This is a genomic window from Virgibacillus sp. NKC19-3 (assembly GCF_019837165.1).
Lineage (GTDB): Bacteria > Bacillota > Bacilli > Bacillales > Amphibacillaceae > Virgibacillus_L > Virgibacillus_L saliphilus.
Window position 1 is genome coordinate 2,808,842 of sequence record NZ_JAGYHC010000001.1, and the last position, 17,209, is coordinate 2,826,050.

General features: G+C 39.4%; 17 protein-coding genes and 1 tRNA gene. 3 read left to right on the forward strand and 15 right to left on the reverse strand.

All coding sequences use genetic code 11. The features are described 5' to 3' along the window. Positions 1-234: 234 nt before the first annotated feature. From KFZ56_RS13670 to KFZ56_RS13680, 3 genes are read right to left on the reverse strand one after another with little or no spacing between them, the layout of a single operon-like run. Entirely contained in the window at positions 235-1,935 is a 1,701-nt protein-coding gene (locus tag KFZ56_RS13670; protein WP_222642463.1) for an ABC transporter substrate-binding protein, read from the reverse strand. Positions 1,936-1,969: 34 nt separating this feature from the next. Then, on the reverse strand, positions 1,970-2,947 hold the full coding sequence (locus KFZ56_RS13675) for an ABC transporter ATP-binding protein (protein WP_222642464.1): 978 nt from the start codon (positions 2,945-2,947) through the stop codon (positions 1,970-1,972). Then, complete coding sequence (locus KFZ56_RS13680) at positions 2,922-3,944, reverse strand: ABC transporter ATP-binding protein (protein WP_222642465.1); 1,023 nt, start codon at positions 3,942-3,944, stop codon at positions 2,922-2,924. The genes KFZ56_RS13675 and KFZ56_RS13680 overlap by 26 nt, the downstream gene beginning before the upstream one ends. Before the next feature lie 213 nt (positions 3,945-4,157). Here KFZ56_RS13680 and KFZ56_RS13685 point away from each other — a divergent pair, with 213 nt between their 5' ends. Continuing rightward, on the forward strand, positions 4,158-4,706 hold the full coding sequence (locus KFZ56_RS13685) for a shikimate kinase (RefSeq protein ID WP_375540701.1): 549 nt from the start codon (positions 4,158-4,160) through the stop codon (positions 4,704-4,706). Positions 4,707-4,783: 77 nt separating this feature from the next. Here KFZ56_RS13685 and KFZ56_RS13690 read toward each other — a convergent pair whose 3' ends face one another. The 6 genes from KFZ56_RS13690 to KFZ56_RS13715 form a co-directional block, all read right to left on the reverse strand. Beyond that, positions 4,784-5,566, reverse strand: a complete 783-nt coding sequence (locus KFZ56_RS13690) for an ABC transporter ATP-binding protein (protein ID WP_222642467.1) — start codon at positions 5,564-5,566, stop codon at positions 4,784-4,786. A gap of 298 nt (positions 5,567-5,864) precedes the next feature. Next, on the reverse strand, positions 5,865-7,397 hold the full coding sequence (locus KFZ56_RS13695; protein ID WP_222642468.1) for a solute symporter family protein: 1,533 nt from the start codon (positions 7,395-7,397) through the stop codon (positions 5,865-5,867). A 4-nt stretch (positions 7,398-7,401) separates the two neighbouring features. Beyond that, entirely contained in the window at positions 7,402-7,749 is a 348-nt protein-coding gene (locus KFZ56_RS13700) for a DUF485 domain-containing protein (RefSeq protein WP_222642469.1), read from the reverse strand. 216 nt (positions 7,750-7,965) lie between these two features. Continuing rightward, positions 7,966-9,018: a dipeptide epimerase gene (locus KFZ56_RS13705; RefSeq protein WP_222642470.1), complete on the reverse strand. Its 1,053-nt coding sequence runs from the start codon at positions 9,016-9,018 to the stop codon at positions 7,966-7,968. A 55-nt stretch (positions 9,019-9,073) separates the two neighbouring features. Next, positions 9,074-10,231 carry a DUF819 family protein gene (locus KFZ56_RS13710; RefSeq protein ID WP_222643995.1) on the reverse strand — a complete coding sequence of 386 codons (1,158 nt, stop codon included), beginning with the start codon at positions 10,229-10,231 and terminating at the stop codon, positions 9,074-9,076. Between the two features lie 79 nt (positions 10,232-10,310). Continuing rightward, positions 10,311-10,643: a DUF3870 domain-containing protein gene (locus KFZ56_RS13715; protein WP_222642471.1), complete on the reverse strand. Its 333-nt coding sequence runs from the start codon at positions 10,641-10,643 to the stop codon at positions 10,311-10,313. A gap of 516 nt (positions 10,644-11,159) precedes the next feature. Between KFZ56_RS13715 and KFZ56_RS13720 the strand changes: the two genes are divergently transcribed. Then, complete coding sequence (locus KFZ56_RS13720; RefSeq protein ID WP_222642472.1) at positions 11,160-11,360, forward strand: hypothetical protein; 201 nt, start codon at positions 11,160-11,162, stop codon at positions 11,358-11,360. Positions 11,361-11,491: 131 nt separating this feature from the next. On the opposite strand, the gene KFZ56_RS13725 is transcribed toward KFZ56_RS13720, so the two are convergent. Further along, positions 11,492-11,565 (reverse strand) — tRNA-Arg (locus KFZ56_RS13725). Positions 11,566-11,781: 216 nt separating this feature from the next. Here KFZ56_RS13725 and clpP point away from each other — a divergent pair. Then, positions 11,782-12,378 carry an ATP-dependent Clp endopeptidase proteolytic subunit ClpP gene (gene clpP, locus KFZ56_RS13730; RefSeq protein ID WP_222642473.1) on the forward strand — a complete coding sequence of 199 codons (597 nt, stop codon included), beginning with the start codon at positions 11,782-11,784 and terminating at the stop codon, positions 12,376-12,378. Positions 12,379-12,412: 34 nt separating this feature from the next. Here clpP and KFZ56_RS13735 read toward each other — a convergent pair whose 3' ends face one another. The 5 genes from KFZ56_RS13735 to trxB all read right to left on the reverse strand — a co-directional run bounded on the left by KFZ56_RS13735 (position 12,413) and on the right by trxB (position 17,207). Next, positions 12,413-12,667, reverse strand: a complete 255-nt coding sequence (locus KFZ56_RS13735) for an HPr family phosphocarrier protein (RefSeq protein WP_255585145.1) — start codon at positions 12,665-12,667, stop codon at positions 12,413-12,415. 116 nt (positions 12,668-12,783) lie between these two features. Continuing rightward, the gene (gene whiA, locus KFZ56_RS13740) at positions 12,784-13,737 is read right to left on the reverse strand and encodes a DNA-binding protein WhiA (protein ID WP_222642475.1); all 954 of its coding nucleotides are present in this window, start codon (positions 13,735-13,737) and stop codon (positions 12,784-12,786) included. A gap of 19 nt (positions 13,738-13,756) precedes the next feature. After that, on the reverse strand, positions 13,757-14,722 hold the full coding sequence (mgfK, locus tag KFZ56_RS13745; protein WP_222642476.1) for a gluconeogenesis morphogenetic factor MgfK: 966 nt from the start codon (positions 14,720-14,722) through the stop codon (positions 13,757-13,759). Between the two features lie 2 nt (positions 14,723-14,724). After that, the gene (rapZ, locus tag KFZ56_RS13750) at positions 14,725-15,609 is read right to left on the reverse strand and encodes an RNase adapter RapZ (RefSeq protein ID WP_222642477.1); all 885 of its coding nucleotides are present in this window, start codon (positions 15,607-15,609) and stop codon (positions 14,725-14,727) included. Between the two features lie 644 nt (positions 15,610-16,253). Then, entirely contained in the window at positions 16,254-17,207 is a 954-nt protein-coding gene (gene trxB / locus KFZ56_RS13755; protein ID WP_222642478.1) for a thioredoxin-disulfide reductase, read from the reverse strand. Between the last annotated feature and the right edge of the window lie 2 nt (positions 17,208-17,209).

Genomic DNA, 17,209 nt, shown 5'->3' on the forward strand with positions numbered 1-17,209 from the left:
TCCCGAACATACATCGCTTCTAAAAATATACGTCGCGCACCTTAGGGCGGCTGGTAAGCCTCCTTGTGCGCATCGTGATTTTGCGAAGTAGCACTCTTCGCAAAAAAGATTGCTAACGTGTCTTTAGATGCTTCACCTATGCCCACTGGAGTATTCGAATATTTCCTACGCTTCATTTGAAAACATTCGTTTTTTAGTTAAACACTTTTGTTTTGTCCCAGCCTCCTACCATTTTTAATTTGCTAGTTCAACTTCTGCCAACGATTCACTCGTTGATGGATGTGGTACATAATTTGATATGTCACTGGTTGTTGCTAAAACAGGAGTTGAATGCACTAATGTTACCATTGGTGAATCTTCTGAAATAAGCGCTTGTGCTTCTTGATACAATGCTGCACGCTCATCCTGTTCCACTGATCTTTTGGCCTGATCCAGCAACTCGTCAACTTCATCATTTTCATAAAATTCCCTGTTGCTGCTTCCTGCATTATCTCCATGCAATAAACTGCTTAGGAAATAATCAGGATCGCCATTTGTTCCTGACCAGCCTAGCATATACATTTGATGATCGCCTTGCATTGTCTTTTCTAAATAAGGAGCCCATTCTTCACGTACGACCGTAACTTCAATTCCGATTTCTGCTAAATTACTCTGGACAATTTCAGAAACTGTCTCCGGATCCGGCATATACGGTCTGGCTACAGGCATTGTCCATAATTCAATTTCCAGTCCATCTTCATAACCCGCTTCGGCTAATAATTCCTTCGCCTTATCCAAATCATAATCATATGCTTCCGTATCTTCGTTGTATCCCATATAGCTAGGTGGTAATGGATTTTTAGCTACATTTGCATACCCAGCATATAAGGCATCAGCAATTGCTTGTTTATCAATTGCATAATTAATGGCTTGACGTAATTCCTTATTATCTGTTGGTTCTTTTTGAGTGTTGAAACCTAAGTAACCAAAATTATTCTCTGCTCGCGTATACAATTGGAGCCCTTCTTCTGATTCAATCCCTGCTGCATCATCCGGATTTAATCCATCCATAATATCGATTTCACCGGAGCGAAGCGCAATTAAACGAGCCGCATTATCTGGTATCACTTCGAAAACGACTTGATCCAATTTCGGCAGACCATCTACACGATAATCTTCAAATTTCTCCAGGATAATGGAATCATCCTTGCTCCAGCTGACAAATTGAAACGGACCGGTTCCTATTGGGTTTTCGTTAATCTCAGCGCCATACTCTTCAAACGCTGCTGGTGACGTAATTCCAAAATAAGTCATTGCCATATTTTGTAGGAAAAAACCTAATGGCTGTGATAAAACGAATTCGATTTCATGATCACCTACGACATTAATTTCATCAATAACATGTCCATCATCTCCTTGATAACCACCAAACATCGTTCCATACATGGAATACACATAATTATCATCTGTAAAGGCATATTCATGTTCCGGATCAGCCCAACGCTCGAAGTTCGTCTTTACAGCTTCTGCATTAAAATCCGTTCCATCATGGAAAGTGACTCCTTCCTCCAAATAGAAAGTATAGTTTAATCCGTCATCAGAGACCTCCCAATCATGTGCTAACCCTGGTTTTAACTCAAATGAGTCTTCCTCAAAATTCAGTAAAGTTTCCAAAACCTGTTTCGTTACGCGGGACGATTCACCGTCTTCCGTACTTCCCGGATCTAAACTTTCGGAATCCCCTCCCCGTGCGAATACAAGAACCTGTTCTCCATCTGCTCCGGTGCCCCCTTCAACCCCTTCTTCCTGGGCGCTATCACCATTTTCCTCAGCGGCACCTGCTTCCCCTTCTTCTTCCGAAGAAGCTGAGTCTGCTCCCCCATCACCACTACATGCCGCAAGCACCAAGAAAAATGCAAACATCAGTGCAAGCAAAAACGAAAATTTTACTTTCATACCTTTTCCCCCTTGTTTCTATAATTGATAAATCTCATTGCACGTCCCTATAGAGATGACATGCAACAAAATGATTATCCTCAATTTCCTCAAACGATGGCCTAACTTTTTTGCAAATATCCATCGCATGTGGACACCTGGTATGGAATGAACAGCCAGCAGGCGGACTAGAAGGACTTGGTACGTCTCCTTCCAGTATAATCCGATCTCTTGGTATATCCGGATCCGGTGAAGGTACTGCCGATAAAAGCGCCCGAGTATATGGATGTTTCGGATCATCATATAAGGCATCCTTCGCAGTTAACTCAACCATCCTACCTAAATACATCACTCCAACCCGGTCACTAATATGCTTTACAACACTTAGATCATGCGCGATAAAAACATACGTTAACTGAAACGTGTTACGAAGTTCTTCCATTAAATTCAGAATTTGGGACTGAACAGATACATCCAAAGCAGAAACAGGTTCATCACAAATGATCAATTTCGGATTATTCGCCAATGCACGTGCAATCCCGATTCGCTGCCTCTGTCCTCCACTAAATTGATGAGGGTACCTGGAAGCATGATACGGGCTCAAACCAACTACCTCTAGCAAATCTCTCACACGCTCGTTCCGCTCTTTAGCAGAAGTAACCCCATGGATTAATAAGGGTTCACTTATTATTTTTTCCACTGTATGCCTTGGATTCAGAGAAGCATAAGGATCCTGGAAGATAATCTGCATATTACGTCTTAATTGACGCATTTCCTCCATGTTTAAACCGGTTATGTCCCGGTCTTCGAATGTGACTTCCCCTTCTGTTGGTTCAATTAATCTTAGGATCGATTTACCTGTGGTTGATTTCCCGCAACCGGATTCACCAACAATACCTAAAATCTCCCCCTCCTTGACAGAAAATGAAACATCGTCCACCGCTTTTACTTCCCCGATTTTTCTTCCAAAAACGCCACCTTTAATATCAAAGTATTTTTTCAGTGATTTAACTTCCAATAATGGACGTGTCATCGCTCATTTCACCTGCTTTCTTTTCGTCATATAAAAAGCAACGGCTCGCTCTGGCATTTCCTAAAGCATACAGCTCCGGACTTTCCTGGAAACAACGATCAAAAGCAAATTCACAGCGTGCGGCAAAGCGGCAACCGACCCGATCCATCTTTGGCTTTGGCACAGTGCCTGGAATGGAATATAGCTTTTGCTCCCTTTCGTGAATTTTAGGCAAGGAGCGGATTAGCCCTTTGGAATAGGGATGCTTAGGATCTTTCAAAATTTCTCTCGTCGTGCCCTCTTCCACAACCTGACCGGCATACATAACAACAACTCTGTCACAAATTTCCGCTACAACACCTAAATCATGAGTAATTAATAAAATGGATGTATCTTTTTCATTATTTAAATTCCGCATTAAATCCAAAATTTGTGCCTGAATCGTGACATCCAGTGCTGTCGTTGGCTCATCCGCAATTAACAATTCGGGATCTTGTGACATCGCCATCGCGATCATAACACGCTGTCTCATCCCTCCAGACAATTGATGTGGATACTCATCAATAACAGCGTCCGGTCTTGGTATACCAACAAGCTTCAACATATCAATGGATCTTTTCCGCGCCTCTTTTTTGCTGATTTTTTCGTGAATCCGAATCGCTTCACGCATTTGATTTCCAATCGTAAATAATGGATCCAGTGATGTCATTGGTTCCTGAAAAATCATCGATATTTCATTACCGCGCACTTTTTTCATACGTGATTCTGAAGCGCTTACAAGATTCTCACCTTTAAAATTAATCTCACCATCAACAATCTTCCCCGGCGGACTTGGAATTAGTTGCATCACGGATAAAGACGTTACACTTTTTCCACATCCGGACTCACCTACAATTCCCACCACTTCTCCTTTATGTATGTTAATACTAACGCCATCTACAGCTGGAATCTCGCCATTATCTGTAAAAAAATGGGTATGTAAGTGACGTAACGCTAAAACAACATCTGTGTCTGACATGATTTACCCCCTTTGAAAAACCTTGTACTATTTTTATGAAAATTAAGTAATATTATGTGTTATTAATATACTGAATTTTAATAAATATTGCAAGGAATTATTTACTCGTGTTTGAGGTAAATTGAATATTTACACCAATATCCTTTTTACAAACTACTAAAATTAGCTTATACTATTTTCAATCAGTATAATAGAAAGAGGCTTAAGATGGGTATGAATGAAGTTCCACTTAGAGAGAAAAGTATTGTCTTAATTGGGTTTATGGGTGTTGGTAAGACTTCAATTGGAAGAGCTGTTGCCAGGAGATTATATCGCGACTTTGTTGATATCGATGAAGTAATTGAACAAGAGTATGGCATGCCAACTTCTGATATATTTCAAACGATCGGTGAAGAAGCTTTTCGTGAAAAAGAGAAAGAGACAATCATAGACTATTGCAAGCAAAAACTAAAAATTATTTCCGTTGGCGGAGGGGCTTTCCTCCAGGAGGAAATTAGAGACACCTGCTTATCAGAATGTATTGTATTTTTCTTGGATCTATCCTGGGAACATTGGCAGGAGCGAATTAGCTTACTGATTGACAGTCGACCAGTTTTGCAGGGGAAAAATATCGATGAGATCAAAGAGCTTTTTCATAAGAGACAACCAATTTATGAAAAACATCATTCCAAGGTGGAAACAGATAATTTGATCATCGACGAAGTTGCTGAATTTATCACAGATTCTCTAAAAACAGCATGGGATATTTATGAGCCTAATTAAGCATAAGACAAGGGGTACGAAGATGAGCCCTTGTCTTTTTAACATAGAAAAATGCAACATGAAAAGAAAACACGTCCCTAATCCTGCAATGTCATCCAAGCCCTATTTCTATGCCACTGAACATGGACAGATGTATCGAAAAATTCCGACAAACATGGGCTTGTCAACAAAGCGGATCTTTCTCCTTTATCAAAGACCTTTCCTTGACGAAGTAGTAGTGTATGAGAGAAAACCGGCAATATTTCTTCAATGTGATGCGTCACAAAAATAATGCTTGGTGCATCTTTTTGAATTGCCAAATGATCGATAGTAGATAATAATTCCTCTCTGGATATAAAATCAAGTCCGTTCGTCGGCTCATCTAATATGAGTAAATCAGGAGACCCCATTAGTCCACGTGCAATCAGAAGCTTTTGTTTTTCACCTTGGGAACAGGTTTGATATGTACGTTCTGCCAAACGCCTGCAGCCAACCTGCTCCATAATCTGATAAGCTCTCTTGTAGTCTTCTTCAATCGGACCTTCGTATAATCCAATGGATGCATATTTGCCACTAACAACAACATCTTCGGCAAACTCCCTCCCCTTTATTCTTTCCTGTATAGATGAACTCACCCAGCCAATTGATTTTCGTAATTCTCTAATGTCCGTCTTTCCAAATTGCTGATCCAACACACTGATATTTCCGGTTGTTGGCCAAATATAACCGTTTACCATATTAAGCAATGTGGTCTTTCCCGAACCATTTAGCCCAAGTACCGCCCAGTGTTCTCCCTTAGATACGTTCCAATTCACATCGGATAGGATCGTTTCTCCTTGCCTTTGCCAAGAAACACCCTGCATATTAATAATATTCGTCAAAACTTCTCGCCTCTTTCTTTTTCATTTAAAAATTCTGTTCTCTTTACATTACAAGATTATCAATCTACTTTCCATAAATCAATCCAATAATAAAGCGCAATCACCATCAAAAGCTCTGAGACTGCGCTAAAATTCGTCCCACCCAAAAAACTGCTAGTTACTGGGCACTGAATCCGGACGTGGCTTGTTTGGCTACGAAATAACCACAATCACAAAAATTATATAATTTATGATGCTACAAAAAAAGCAGAAGGATGTAAATCTCCCCCTGCCTCATTCTTTTTTGTAGAACGTCTTCCTAACTACCTCTATACCCTGTATTCGCTCTTACCTTTACTTCAGCATAGCGTTCGATATCCTGATCTTTCGAAAGTATCGTTCCCAGATATCCTCCAATGAACCCTAATGGAACAGAAATGATAGCAGGGTTCGTTAATGGGAAAATCGGATCTCCAACAAAAATGGCCGCGCCTTCTGTTGGCGAAAAAACATTGGGACTCATAGAAACAAGAATTAGTGCTGATAGTAACCCAAGGAACATCGCCGTTATGGCTCCTGTAGTGTTAAAGCGTCTCCAGTAAATCGTATACAAAATTACTGGCAAGTTAGCACTTGCAGCTACACAAAAGGCCAAGGAAACCAGAAAGGCAACATTCATCGTCTGCGCCATTAAAGCTAGTAAAATGGAAAAAACAGATACCCCTAATGAAGCATACCGTGCTGCTAACATTTGCTGCCGATCAGAAGCCTTTCCTTTCTTTATGATTTGGCCATAAATATCGTGAGCAAATGCCGAAGCACCTGATAAGACAAGTCCTGCTACAACTGCCAAAATAGTAGCAAATGCCACAGCGGAAACAAAAGAAAATAGGAAATCGCCGCCAAGTGCTTCCGCCAACAATGGTGCCGCCATATTTCCAGCCGGATTTGCTGCTAAAATTTGGCTTTCCCCTACAAATGCAGCTGCACCAAAGCCGAGGAAAACGGTTAGAATATAAAAAATTCCAACTACCCATGTTGCTGTTACAACGGAGGTCCTTGCCATTTTAGCATTTTTTACCGTGAAGAAACGCATCAAAATATGTGGCAGGCCTGCTGTTCCCAATACAAGTGCCAGCATGAGTGAAATAGTATCTAAAGGAACTGTATATTGCAAGCCAGGGTTAAGATAATCCGCACCATGACTTGTCGCTGTTTTTACTTCACTGAACATATGCATAATATTAAAATCAAATCGTTGAAAGACCAGAAATGCAATGATCAATGTACCGATCATGAGTAGAACAGCTTTTATAATTTGCACCCAACTTGTCGCTGTCATTCCTCCAAACAATACGTATATTGTCATCATGACACCAACGATCAATACAGCGATCCAATAATCTATACCAAATAATAATTGTATGAGCGCACCTGCACCAACGAGTTGTGCAATCATATAAAATATGACAATCGTTATGGTACTTAACGCTGCCGCACCCCTAACCTTTTTAGCATCAAAACGTGCATTAATCATATCAGCAATGGTATATTTTCCAAGATTTCTCAAAGGCTCCGCTACTAAAAACATCACAACTAAATAAGCAATAAGAAAACCAATACTGTAAAAGAACCCATCAAATCCATACAATGCAATGGCCCCGGCAATTCCGAGAAATGAAGCAGCTGATAAATAATCACCTGCAATGGCCAGCCCATTTTGCCAGCCTGTTAAACCTCCCCCTGCTGTATAAAAGTCCCCAGTTGTTTGTGTTCGTTTAGCTGCATAATAGGTTATAATCAATGTTGCCAATACGATAATAAGAAATAAAACAATGACCGTTAGATTCATGCCGCTACTCCTCCTTCTTTAACTGTTCTTCAATAATTTGGTTTGACTGCTTGTCAAAGGAAGCAGATTTTTTTACATAAACAATGCAAAGAATCCAGGTCATCACAAATTGCGCAAAAGCATAAATCCACGCCCATGATATGTCGCCAATTGCCATGGCATTCATGAATGTCGTATAGGAAGTCAAAACAGGCAACATAAAATAAAAGATGAAGAAAAAGATCGTTAATGGGACAATGAATTTCTTCCTTGCTTTAATCAATTGTTTAAAGCTACTACTTTTAGCTACTTTCACAAAATCTGTTTTTTTCTCTGCTTCATATTCCATTTTGTAATCGCTTTCAATACTCATTATTAGCCTCCTTCCCATTTCTGACATTGTATAGATACTAAAATTCAGTAATGTAATACTATATCATCAATAAAAAAATTCAATCATTTATTGTTAAAATGAATCGAAAGTCATATAAAAATCAAATAAGCGCCCTCTCTTCCCGTTGCAGGAGAGGGCGCTTACCTAAATTAATGCGATAAGAAAGCTAGAATCCTGAGCAATTTTATTTTACCTTCATCTTTCCAAACAAGAAATCCGCGGCCCATTGTAGGAAATCATACCATCTACCAATGTATCTTCCAACTTTTCCAACCAAAGCGGAGCGTCCATATCAGCATAAATAATGTTACGATGTCCACAGGCTAGATGTACGGCTGCTGAAACAGAAATCGGCGATTCCATCATACTGCCGATCATACATGGAATGCCGGCAGCCTCAGCAATATCTGCTATTACAATTGCTTCGCGAATCCCACCAGTTTTCATCAGTTTAATATTAAATAAATCACAGGCAGCCATTTGAACCAGCCTAAGTGCATCTGCTGCAGAAAAGAGACTTTCGTCTGCCATAATTGGTGTATGGACAGCGTTTGTTACATAGGCTAATCCTTTAAAATCGGCAGCCTTCACCGGTTGTTCAATAAATTCAATATCAAGCTGTTCCTCCTCAAGCATCCGGATAAAACGGACGGCAGTCTTCGCATCCCAGCTCTGATTTGCGTCAATTCGCAACTGAATGGATTCACCAACTGTCTGGCGCAACCGCCTCATTCGTGATAAATCCTCCTGAAACTCCCCTCCAAGTTTTACCTTTAATGCGCTAAATCCTTGCTGTACTAATGACTTCGCTTTTGCAGCCATTTCAGCTTCTTCTCCGATACTCAGTGTCATATCTGTCGTAATTTCTCTTTGATATCCACCTAAGAGTTGATACATCGGAAGTTGATATTTTCTGGAAAACAAATCATACAAAGCGATATCAACTGCTGCCTTTGCACTTGTATTACCAACACAGGCATCTCTCACCTTTGTAACTAAATGTTCCAAAGACTTTAGCGGTGTACCGATAATTGCTTGTTTAATTGGACCTCTGACAGCACTCTGTATACTTTCTAAGGAATCGCCAGTTATTTTTAAAGTTGGCGATGCTGCTCCAACTCCATAAAACCCATCATCGGTTTCAACTGTTATGGTAAGTGTTTCTATTTCATCTACGCTCCGAATCGCAGTAATGAATGGCTCTTTTAGCTTATTTCTCGTATGTGTTACTGTTACATCTGTAATCATCGTTAACCTCCTGTAAAGACACTTGAATGTAGATGGGGTGATTGTGTGTTAACGTTTATATCATGGAAAGGATTTGGGAAACAAAAAGACCTATATAGGTGCCAAGGAATGACCCCAGTAGTGCCATGATAACACCAACGGGAATAAGGGCACGATTATAGTAACCGGCAAGCATTGGCGCAGATGCCATGCCGCCAATATTAGCAAGACTTGCAATTCCTAATGTAAACAAATCAAGCTTGAAAACTTTGCCTAATAATACCATTACTACTAAATGAATAAATAAAATTAGAAATCCGCTGATAATATAGATTGGTGCTTGGAATAATTGGCTGAAATCTGCATTGGATGCAATCAATGCAATGATGATATACAACATTACATTAGCAATATCCATGGATCCAGCCATTTTGGAAAATCGAGTCGTTGCTAATACAAGCCCAATGACAGCAGCAATCGTAATGGTCCAGGTAGTAGCATTAATCACGGTACCTATTTCTGGTAAAGCCTCTCCAATTCTAGCACCAATTGCTGAAACTAGTAGCCCAAATGCAAGCATAACCATCATTTCTTTAAAACCAACGGAGTTGTTCGTATTATCTTCTTCCAGTTCGACTTGCACCTGATCAAGATGGTCCGTCCTTGCACCTGTCCACTTATTAATCTTTGATGCAAATGGGACAAGCCAGAATAAAAACATCACCCAAACAGAGTAATTGACCGTATCCATAATCAAAGCATATCCAAATATATTTTCAGGGACATCCAGTATACCCTGGATGGCGACCATATTTGCAGAACCGCCAGTCCAGCTCCCGGACAACGCACCAAAAGCCTGCCATGTATCCGGAGCATACCAATTGCTGAAAATAGTGTAAACAGCGGTAAAACCCACCACAATACTAATGGCAGCCGTTGCATATCCAAGGAGCATCTTTCCCCCCAATTTACGGAGTTTACGCAGGTCACAATTGATCAGCATAAGAACAATCATAGCAGGAAGCAGGATATCCCTAAGATTCGAATTGGCCTCACTCATCACCTCCGTATCCCCAAACACGCCAAATGTCCGAAGTAGCGCGGCAGTAAGATATAGTAGGACAATACCTGGAACATACTTAAAAAATTTACTCGATGTTGACTTTTCTATCCAAACGATCACTGCTGCTAATGCAATTAGTACACTGATGTATAAAAACGTATCCTGTATCACTTGCAGCATTCCTCCTCTTTCATGAAGAAACCCAGTATATAACAAATGTGTACATTTGTTATATACTGGGTTTCACTTGTTAATGTAGTGAAGCAGTATCCGAAATGATTTGTTTATATTTCTTCAATGCATCTTTATACGCCACGATTATTCCTTTTTGGGATGAGCCGAAATATCGGGATTCTATCTTGTTAACAATCGTGGTAGTATCTGTCATGTTTTCTTTTATAAACAAAGACCTGAGAAAACGAACGGTTAATTCAATCGTAGCCGAACAATCAAAATCTACAATTTCATGTGTTTCTTTATTAATGACCAATCCAATAAAAAAGCCATTATATTGCTTTGTAATAGGATTATTGGAGGGAGCTTTAGCATCTCCAATAATGTAAATCATGTGGTCCCCATACATATCATTTAACCCCACCTACTATGTATGCGATTTCAACTATTTTAATAGTTTAACCTAATATGGAATAGTTGTCAAGGGAGATGTCCTTTCCGAGGCTTCGATTCCGATCACCTCCTCGTTTATTTGCTGCAATTATAGAATGAACAGCCATCTTCCCGAACACGTATAAGAACAGTAAAGAGGGCATTAATCCGGTCTGTAAATTTCCTCCAAAACAAGAGCTTGGTTGGTTTATTTTAATCTATATCAGCTATGCTATAATGTAATTAAGAAGGCAAAAGGAAGAAACTAGTGCTTAAAAGACTTGAGGCGTCACTTCAATTCGGTTTAACATCCTATAAGATTCAACCATTAACAGGCATCAATCGTTGGATAGTTACAAGGCTAAAGAATGGCGATAGAGAAGTTAAAAACCTTTCTTTAGCATGCGTTAAAATTATAGTCTATATAAACAGGATTTACAATATTTAAGCGTAGCTATCGATGGTAGACACAAATTTAAAGCAGGTGATAAAAGTGAAGGTAAAAAAACCAAAGTCCCCTATTTCAAAAGCTAAATCTAGTGTGAAGAGGAAAGTAAAAAAATCCATTACACCTGGATACGGTAAAGGTGGAGTGACAGCTATAACTAATCCGAAGAAATACGTGAAGAAAAAAGCGCTAGGACAGCCGATTTTAAAAAAGAAGAAAAAAAGATTTTGTTCATTGTTTAAATAAAATACTAATATCTTTAATTAAGAAAGAAAGAAACTTGACGTTTGCGATTTATTTGCAATCCGCTACTTTTATACACAAATGACAAGGGAATAAAAGTACTAACCCCTTGCCATTACTGATTTTATTCTTAGTGCGCCCAGAGGGATTCGAACCCCCGACTCCTGGTACCGGAAACCAGTGCTCTATCCAGCTGAGCTATGGGCGCATGTGATTTAAATTTGTCACAAAAAATATTATAACCTTTCTATCTAATTTATACAAGTCCTACGAAAATAGTCAGACAGGTTTATTTTTTTATCAGATGGGTATGCTGGAATGTAGTATTTTGGCAAATCAATTTGTTGAACGTTTTTGTTTGACCTTTATTGACCATTTAGGTATGATGAATATAGACGTTATGAATAAGGGAGGATTTTTAAAAATGAATTTAATACCTACAGTAATTGAACAAACAAATCGTGGAGAGCGTGCCTACGATATTTACTCACGCTTATTAAAGGATCGTATTATTATGCTTGGTAGTGGAATCGATGATAATGTAGCCAACACCATTGTAGCACAACTATTATTCTTGGAAGCAGAAGATCCGGATAAAGACATCTCACTTTACATTAACTCACCGGGTGGCTCCATTACAGCTGGTATGGCCATATTTGATACAATGCAATTCATTAAACCTGATGTATCAACTATCTGTACTGGAATGGCAGCATCAATGGGTGCCTTCCTGTTGGCAGCTGGTGAAAAAGGAAAACGATATGCTCTTCCAAATAGTGAAGTGATGATTCACCAACCACTAGGTGGTACACAAGGTCAAGCAACGGATATCGAAATCCATGCAAAACGCATTATTGAAATGAAACGAAAAATGAACGTGATTCTTTCTGAACGTACCGGACAACCAATAGAAGTTGTTGAACGTGATACAGAACGCGATAACTTTATGACTGCTGAAAAATCCGTAGACTATGGATTGATTGACAAAATTCTAGAACGTAATCCAAACGCAGATAAATAACATTTTAGGGTGCCTCAAATGAGACACCCTTTTATTATGTTTCCGAAACAAAACGTACTAAGTGATCTAGTGCAATTTCTTCATCATCACCATCTGCAATAATCATAATGTCCTCTCCACGGGTTATGGCCAAGCTCATTAGACCCATAATGCTTTTCGCATTGACTCTTTTACCTTCTTTTTCAAGAAACAAATGTGCACCATATCTGTTTGCCTCCTGCACAAATAGTGCAGCTGGTCTTGCTTGCAGACCTGATTCCAATTCTACTGTAACCGTTCGATCAACCAACATTCATCCCCCTCTACGTAAACGCTATCATTTTTATTCAATGATAACCGACAGCAACATATATAGCTACTGTCGATTTCGTATATTCTATTTCGATTATACCATAAATCCAATTTCTATTTTTGCTGTAATACTTCCCTATTTTTAAGTTTTTCGGCAAATTCATCAATTTTTTTCAAGCGATGGTTAATACCGGATTTGGAGATTTTCCCACTCGTTACTAATTCTCCTAATTCTTTTAACGAAACCTCCTGATGCTGGACGCGTAAAATGGCAATCTCTTGAAGCTTTTCCGGTAATTGATCGATTCCTACGGTATTCTCAATGAATTTAATGTTTTCAATTTGTCGGAATGCTGCACCAATCGTTTTATTTAAATTAGCTGTTTCACAATTCACAAGGCGGTTTACTGAGTTGCGCATATCACGGACGATACGAACGTCTTCAAATTTAAACAACGCATTATGGGCACCAATTAAACTAAGGAACTCCGTCATTTTCTCCGCTTCCTTAATATATACAATGTAACCATTCTTGCGTTGCAACGTCCGTGCTCGAAGGTTAAATTCATTTAACAAATCACATAATGAATCATTATGTTCCTGATGAAAATTAAAGATCTCTAGATGATAAGATGACGTTTCAGGATTATTAATCGAACCACCTGCTAAAAATGCACCGCGTAAGTAGGCTTTTCTGGAGTCGGTCTTCTCTATATACTTCCTTGAAATAGAACGCACTAATGTATATGGTTCCTGCAGTATATCCAAGTCTGATAAAAGGGTACGAACTTCTTCCTTTAAGCGGACGATATAGACATTATTTTTCTTCAGTTTCATTTTTTTGCGGACTAATAATTCGACTGGAAATCCGTAGAGCGACTTCATTAATGTATATATTCTGCGGGCAATAGCTGCATTTTCTGTTTGTATATCAAGCACATATTCATCTCTTGATACAGAAACAGCTCCATTCATACGAATCAATGCTGCCAGTTCTGATTCTACACATTGCAGGTCTTCTACCTCGATCCCTGTTAATTCTTTCTTTATTTCTGAAGCAAAAGACAATATGAACCCTCCTTTCTAATCATTGAGACGTCTCAATGATTGAATACAGTAATTTCGCCACTTTGATTGTGTCATGCCTTAGTGCCGCCTTTTCATAGTCAATAATATCTCCTTCAATAATCTCAAGCCCCATCTCGAGCAGGCGATCCGTATCATAAACAACCGGTTCTGCTTTTTCTTCGGCATAAATCGCACGAACTGTTTGTGCAATCGGCTCATTATGTACAACAATCGCATCCACACATCCATCTCCCACATGTTTAGTGATCGCTTGGACATGCTCAGAAGCGGTATATCCTGTTGTTTCACCGTCCTGGGTCATTACATTACACACATAGACTACGCTTCCGGCGGTATTTCTTATCGCTTCATCAACTTTGGGTGTGATCATTGCAGGTAAAATACTTGTATACAAACTGCCGGGAGCAATGACAACTAAATCTGCATTTTCAATTGCCCGAATGGCATTTGGTAGTGGCTCAACAGGTTGTGGACTTAAGAATACCTTTTCTATTTGCTTATTGGAAAGAGGGATATTGGATTCTCCTGATACAATGGATCCATCTGTCATTTTCGCATGCAAAGCCATATTATCATTAGAGATGGGATATATTTTTCCTTTTACATTTAAAACACGGGAAATTTCTTTGATCCCCATATTAAAATTACCGGTAACGGATGTCATGGCTGCAAGTAACAGGTTGCCCATGGAGTGTCCCGATAGTCCGTTTCCGACCGCAAAGCGATGCTGAAAAAGCTCCAGCAGCATAGGTTCAGCTTCAGATTGAGCTGCGATTACATTGCGTATATCGCCTGGTGCCGGGATTTCCATTTCATCCCGTAATCTCCCTGTGCTTCCGCCATCATCAGCCACGGTAACAAGTGATGTTAAGTGAATCGGCAAGTCTTTTAATCCACGTAATAGAACTGGCATACCAGTACCACCGCCTATAACAACGACGCGTGGTTGCTTCGTTTGAGTCATAATTAATTACCCTTTCTGTTATCAATATCACGATGACTGACGTGTGTTATATAAGTAAGCGATAGTTCTTTCGCAAAATATTCAGCGAGTGTTACAGAACGATGCTGTCCTCCCGTGCACCCTATTGCAATAACAAGCTGTGATTTTCCCTCTTTTCTATATTGCGGAAGCATGAACTGCAATAAATCGAGTACTTTTTCATTAAATTTTATTGTATCCGGCCATTTAAAGACATAGGAAGAAACTTCTTTATTCAATCCTGTCAATGGCTGCAAATGAGATACATAGTGCGGATTTGGCAAAAACCTGACATCAAATACTAAATCTGCATCAATCGGCAGACCGTACTTAAATCCGAATGAAACCATGTGAACAGAGAATATTTCCTGATTATCTTCAGTATATTTATTTATAATTTTTTCCCGTAATTCTTTCGGTTCTACATTCGTTGTATCAATAACTCGTTGCGCCCTTCCCCGTAATTCATCCAAAATTTCGCGTTCCTGCTGTATGCCATTTAATGGGAGCCCCTCAACAGCTAGCGGATGGGAACGTCTTGTTTCTTTATATCTGCTTACAAGCGATTCATCCGTTGCGTCAAGGAAAAGAATATGCTCTTGCAACCAATTTTCTTTCCCTAATAAATCCAAAGCTTCAACCAAGGAATCAAAAAACTCACGACCACGTAAGTCCATGACTAACGCTACTTTTCGAATATTATTTGTCGAATCTTTCATCAATTCAAGAAATTTCGGCAGCAATGTAGGCGGCAAGTTATCTACGCAATAATAGCCCAAATCTTCAAAGCTTTGAACGGCAACCGTCTTTCCAGCCCCTGACATTCCTGTAATAATGACTAGCTTTGTTTCCTGTTCTTCGTTGTTCATTGAAAATCTCCCCTTTGAAACCATTAAATGGAAGGAACTAGAAACATGTAAAATTGGTGCTTGAATTAATAATTAGGCTGTTTCCAAGAGATTATTGCATTTGACATGTAAAATATAAACTGTGTCGTGTGAGATCTCGACGCGCCAGCAATCTTTTTCGCAAGGAGTGATATACCCTAGAAATCACTTGCAACACGACGAGCACGAGAGGACCCACCAGCCGCCTAAGGTCCGCGTAGTGTATTTCTGAAGCGATAGGTTACGTCTTATTTTATATCAACTGAGCAACAACTCACAAAAGCCACTAATTATATCTATTACTATGCTGTGAAGCACTCACTACATAACTTATTATTATAATACTTCCATTATAATAGAAAACTTGTTATTTCGCCACGTTCTTGGTTCACTTGCGATGCAAAGGATATGCCAACGATAAATATAAAAGTAACAAAATGCGACTTCTACGCTAAAGAATGACACGATTGGACAAGATATGGCGAATACGAAAAAAATAGCACAGGTGACAAGCACCTGTGCAAAAAACTAATTTATTTATTAAAAGGGGGTCAATTAGTTATTCTCTATTATACCCCAAATATATTGCATGCGTGTTACAACAGCGTTAAAATGTTATTTCATTATTATGCTTCTTGCGCTTTTAAATCTTCCATCAAATCTTCCACATACTTAATTGCCGCTTCTGCTGCAATACTTCCATCACCTGTAGCTGTCACAATTTGTCGAAGGTTTTTTTCAAGAATGTCTCCAGCTGCAAAAATCCCTGGAACTCTTGTTTCCATTTGTTCATTTGTTGGAATATAACCCTCTTCATTTGTAATTCCAAGTGATTGGAAAGGCTCGCTTAATGGAACCATACCAATATAAATAAACACCCCATCAATTGGATGGTCATATTCTTCACCGTTTTTCACATTTTTGAGTGAAACACTATTCACTTTTCCTTCAGGACCATTGATTTTCGTTGCAACCGTATCCCAAATAAAATTAATTTTGTCATTATCAAATGCTCGATCCTGGATGATTCGTTGCGCCCGCAATTCATCACGTCTGTGCACGATTGTTACACTATCAGCAAAGCGGGTCAAATAAATACCTTCTTCTACCGCAGAGTCTCCCCCACCGATAACGACAAGATTTCTATTTTTGAAAAAGGCTCCATCACAAACAGCACAATAAGATACACCACGACCGCCGAGCTCTTCCTCACCGGCAACACCCAGCTTCTTGAATTGTGCGCCTGTCGTAATGATCAATGCCCTTGTATTAAATTCCTTTTTACCGGCAACGATTGTTTTGTAGTCACCATGATCGACCACTTCTTTTATATCACCATATGCGTATTCCGCACCAAATTTCTTAGCATGCTCGAACATTTTATTCGATAAATCTGGTCCCAATACATTTTCAAATCCAGGGAAGTTTTCCACATCTTCCGTGTTTGCCATTTGGCCTCCCGGAATGCCGCGTTCAATCATTAATGTATCTAAGTTAGCACGTGAAGCATAAAGTGCTGCGGTCATTCCTGCTGGTCCGGCGCCTGCAATAATAACATCAAACATACGATCTTCGGACATCA

Bases quoted from the DNA above. Each gene is read 5' to 3' on its own strand.
- KFZ56_RS13715 (WP_222642471.1), bottom strand. From the start codon at position 10,643: ATGTATGGGGACCACATGATTTACATTATTGGAGATGCTAAAGCTCCC.
- KFZ56_RS13695 (WP_222642468.1), bottom strand. From the start codon at position 7,397: ATGAATCTAACGGTCATTGTTTTATTTCTTATTATCGTATTGGCAACA.
- rapZ (WP_222642477.1), bottom strand. From the start codon at position 15,609: ATGAACAACGAAGAACAGGAAACAAAGCTAGTCATTATTACAGGAATG.
- KFZ56_RS13705 (WP_222642470.1), bottom strand. From the start codon at position 9,018: ATGATTACAGATGTAACAGTAACACATACGAGAAATAAGCTAAAAGAG.
- mgfK (WP_222642476.1), bottom strand. From the start codon at position 14,722: ATGACTCAAACGAAGCAACCACGCGTCGTTGTTATAGGCGGTGGTACT.
- clpP (WP_222642473.1), top strand. From the start codon at position 11,782: ATGAATTTAATACCTACAGTAATTGAACAAACAAATCGTGGAGAGCGT.
- KFZ56_RS13700 (WP_222642469.1), bottom strand. From the start codon at position 7,749: ATGAGTATTGAAAGCGATTACAAAATGGAATATGAAGCAGAGAAAAAA.
- KFZ56_RS13680 (WP_222642465.1), bottom strand. From the start codon at position 3,944: ATGTCAGACACAGATGTTGTTTTAGCGTTACGTCACTTACATACCCAT.
- KFZ56_RS13685 (WP_375540701.1), top strand. From the start codon at position 4,158: ATGAATGAAGTTCCACTTAGAGAGAAAAGTATTGTCTTAATTGGGTTT.
- KFZ56_RS13670 (WP_222642463.1), bottom strand. From the start codon at position 1,935: ATGAAAGTAAAATTTTCGTTTTTGCTTGCACTGATGTTTGCATTTTTC.
- KFZ56_RS13675 (WP_222642464.1), bottom strand. From the start codon at position 2,947: ATGACACGTCCATTATTGGAAGTTAAATCACTGAAAAAATACTTTGAT.
- trxB (WP_222642478.1), bottom strand. From the start codon at position 17,207: ATGTCCGAAGATCGTATGTTTGATGTTATTATTGCAGGCGCCGGACCA.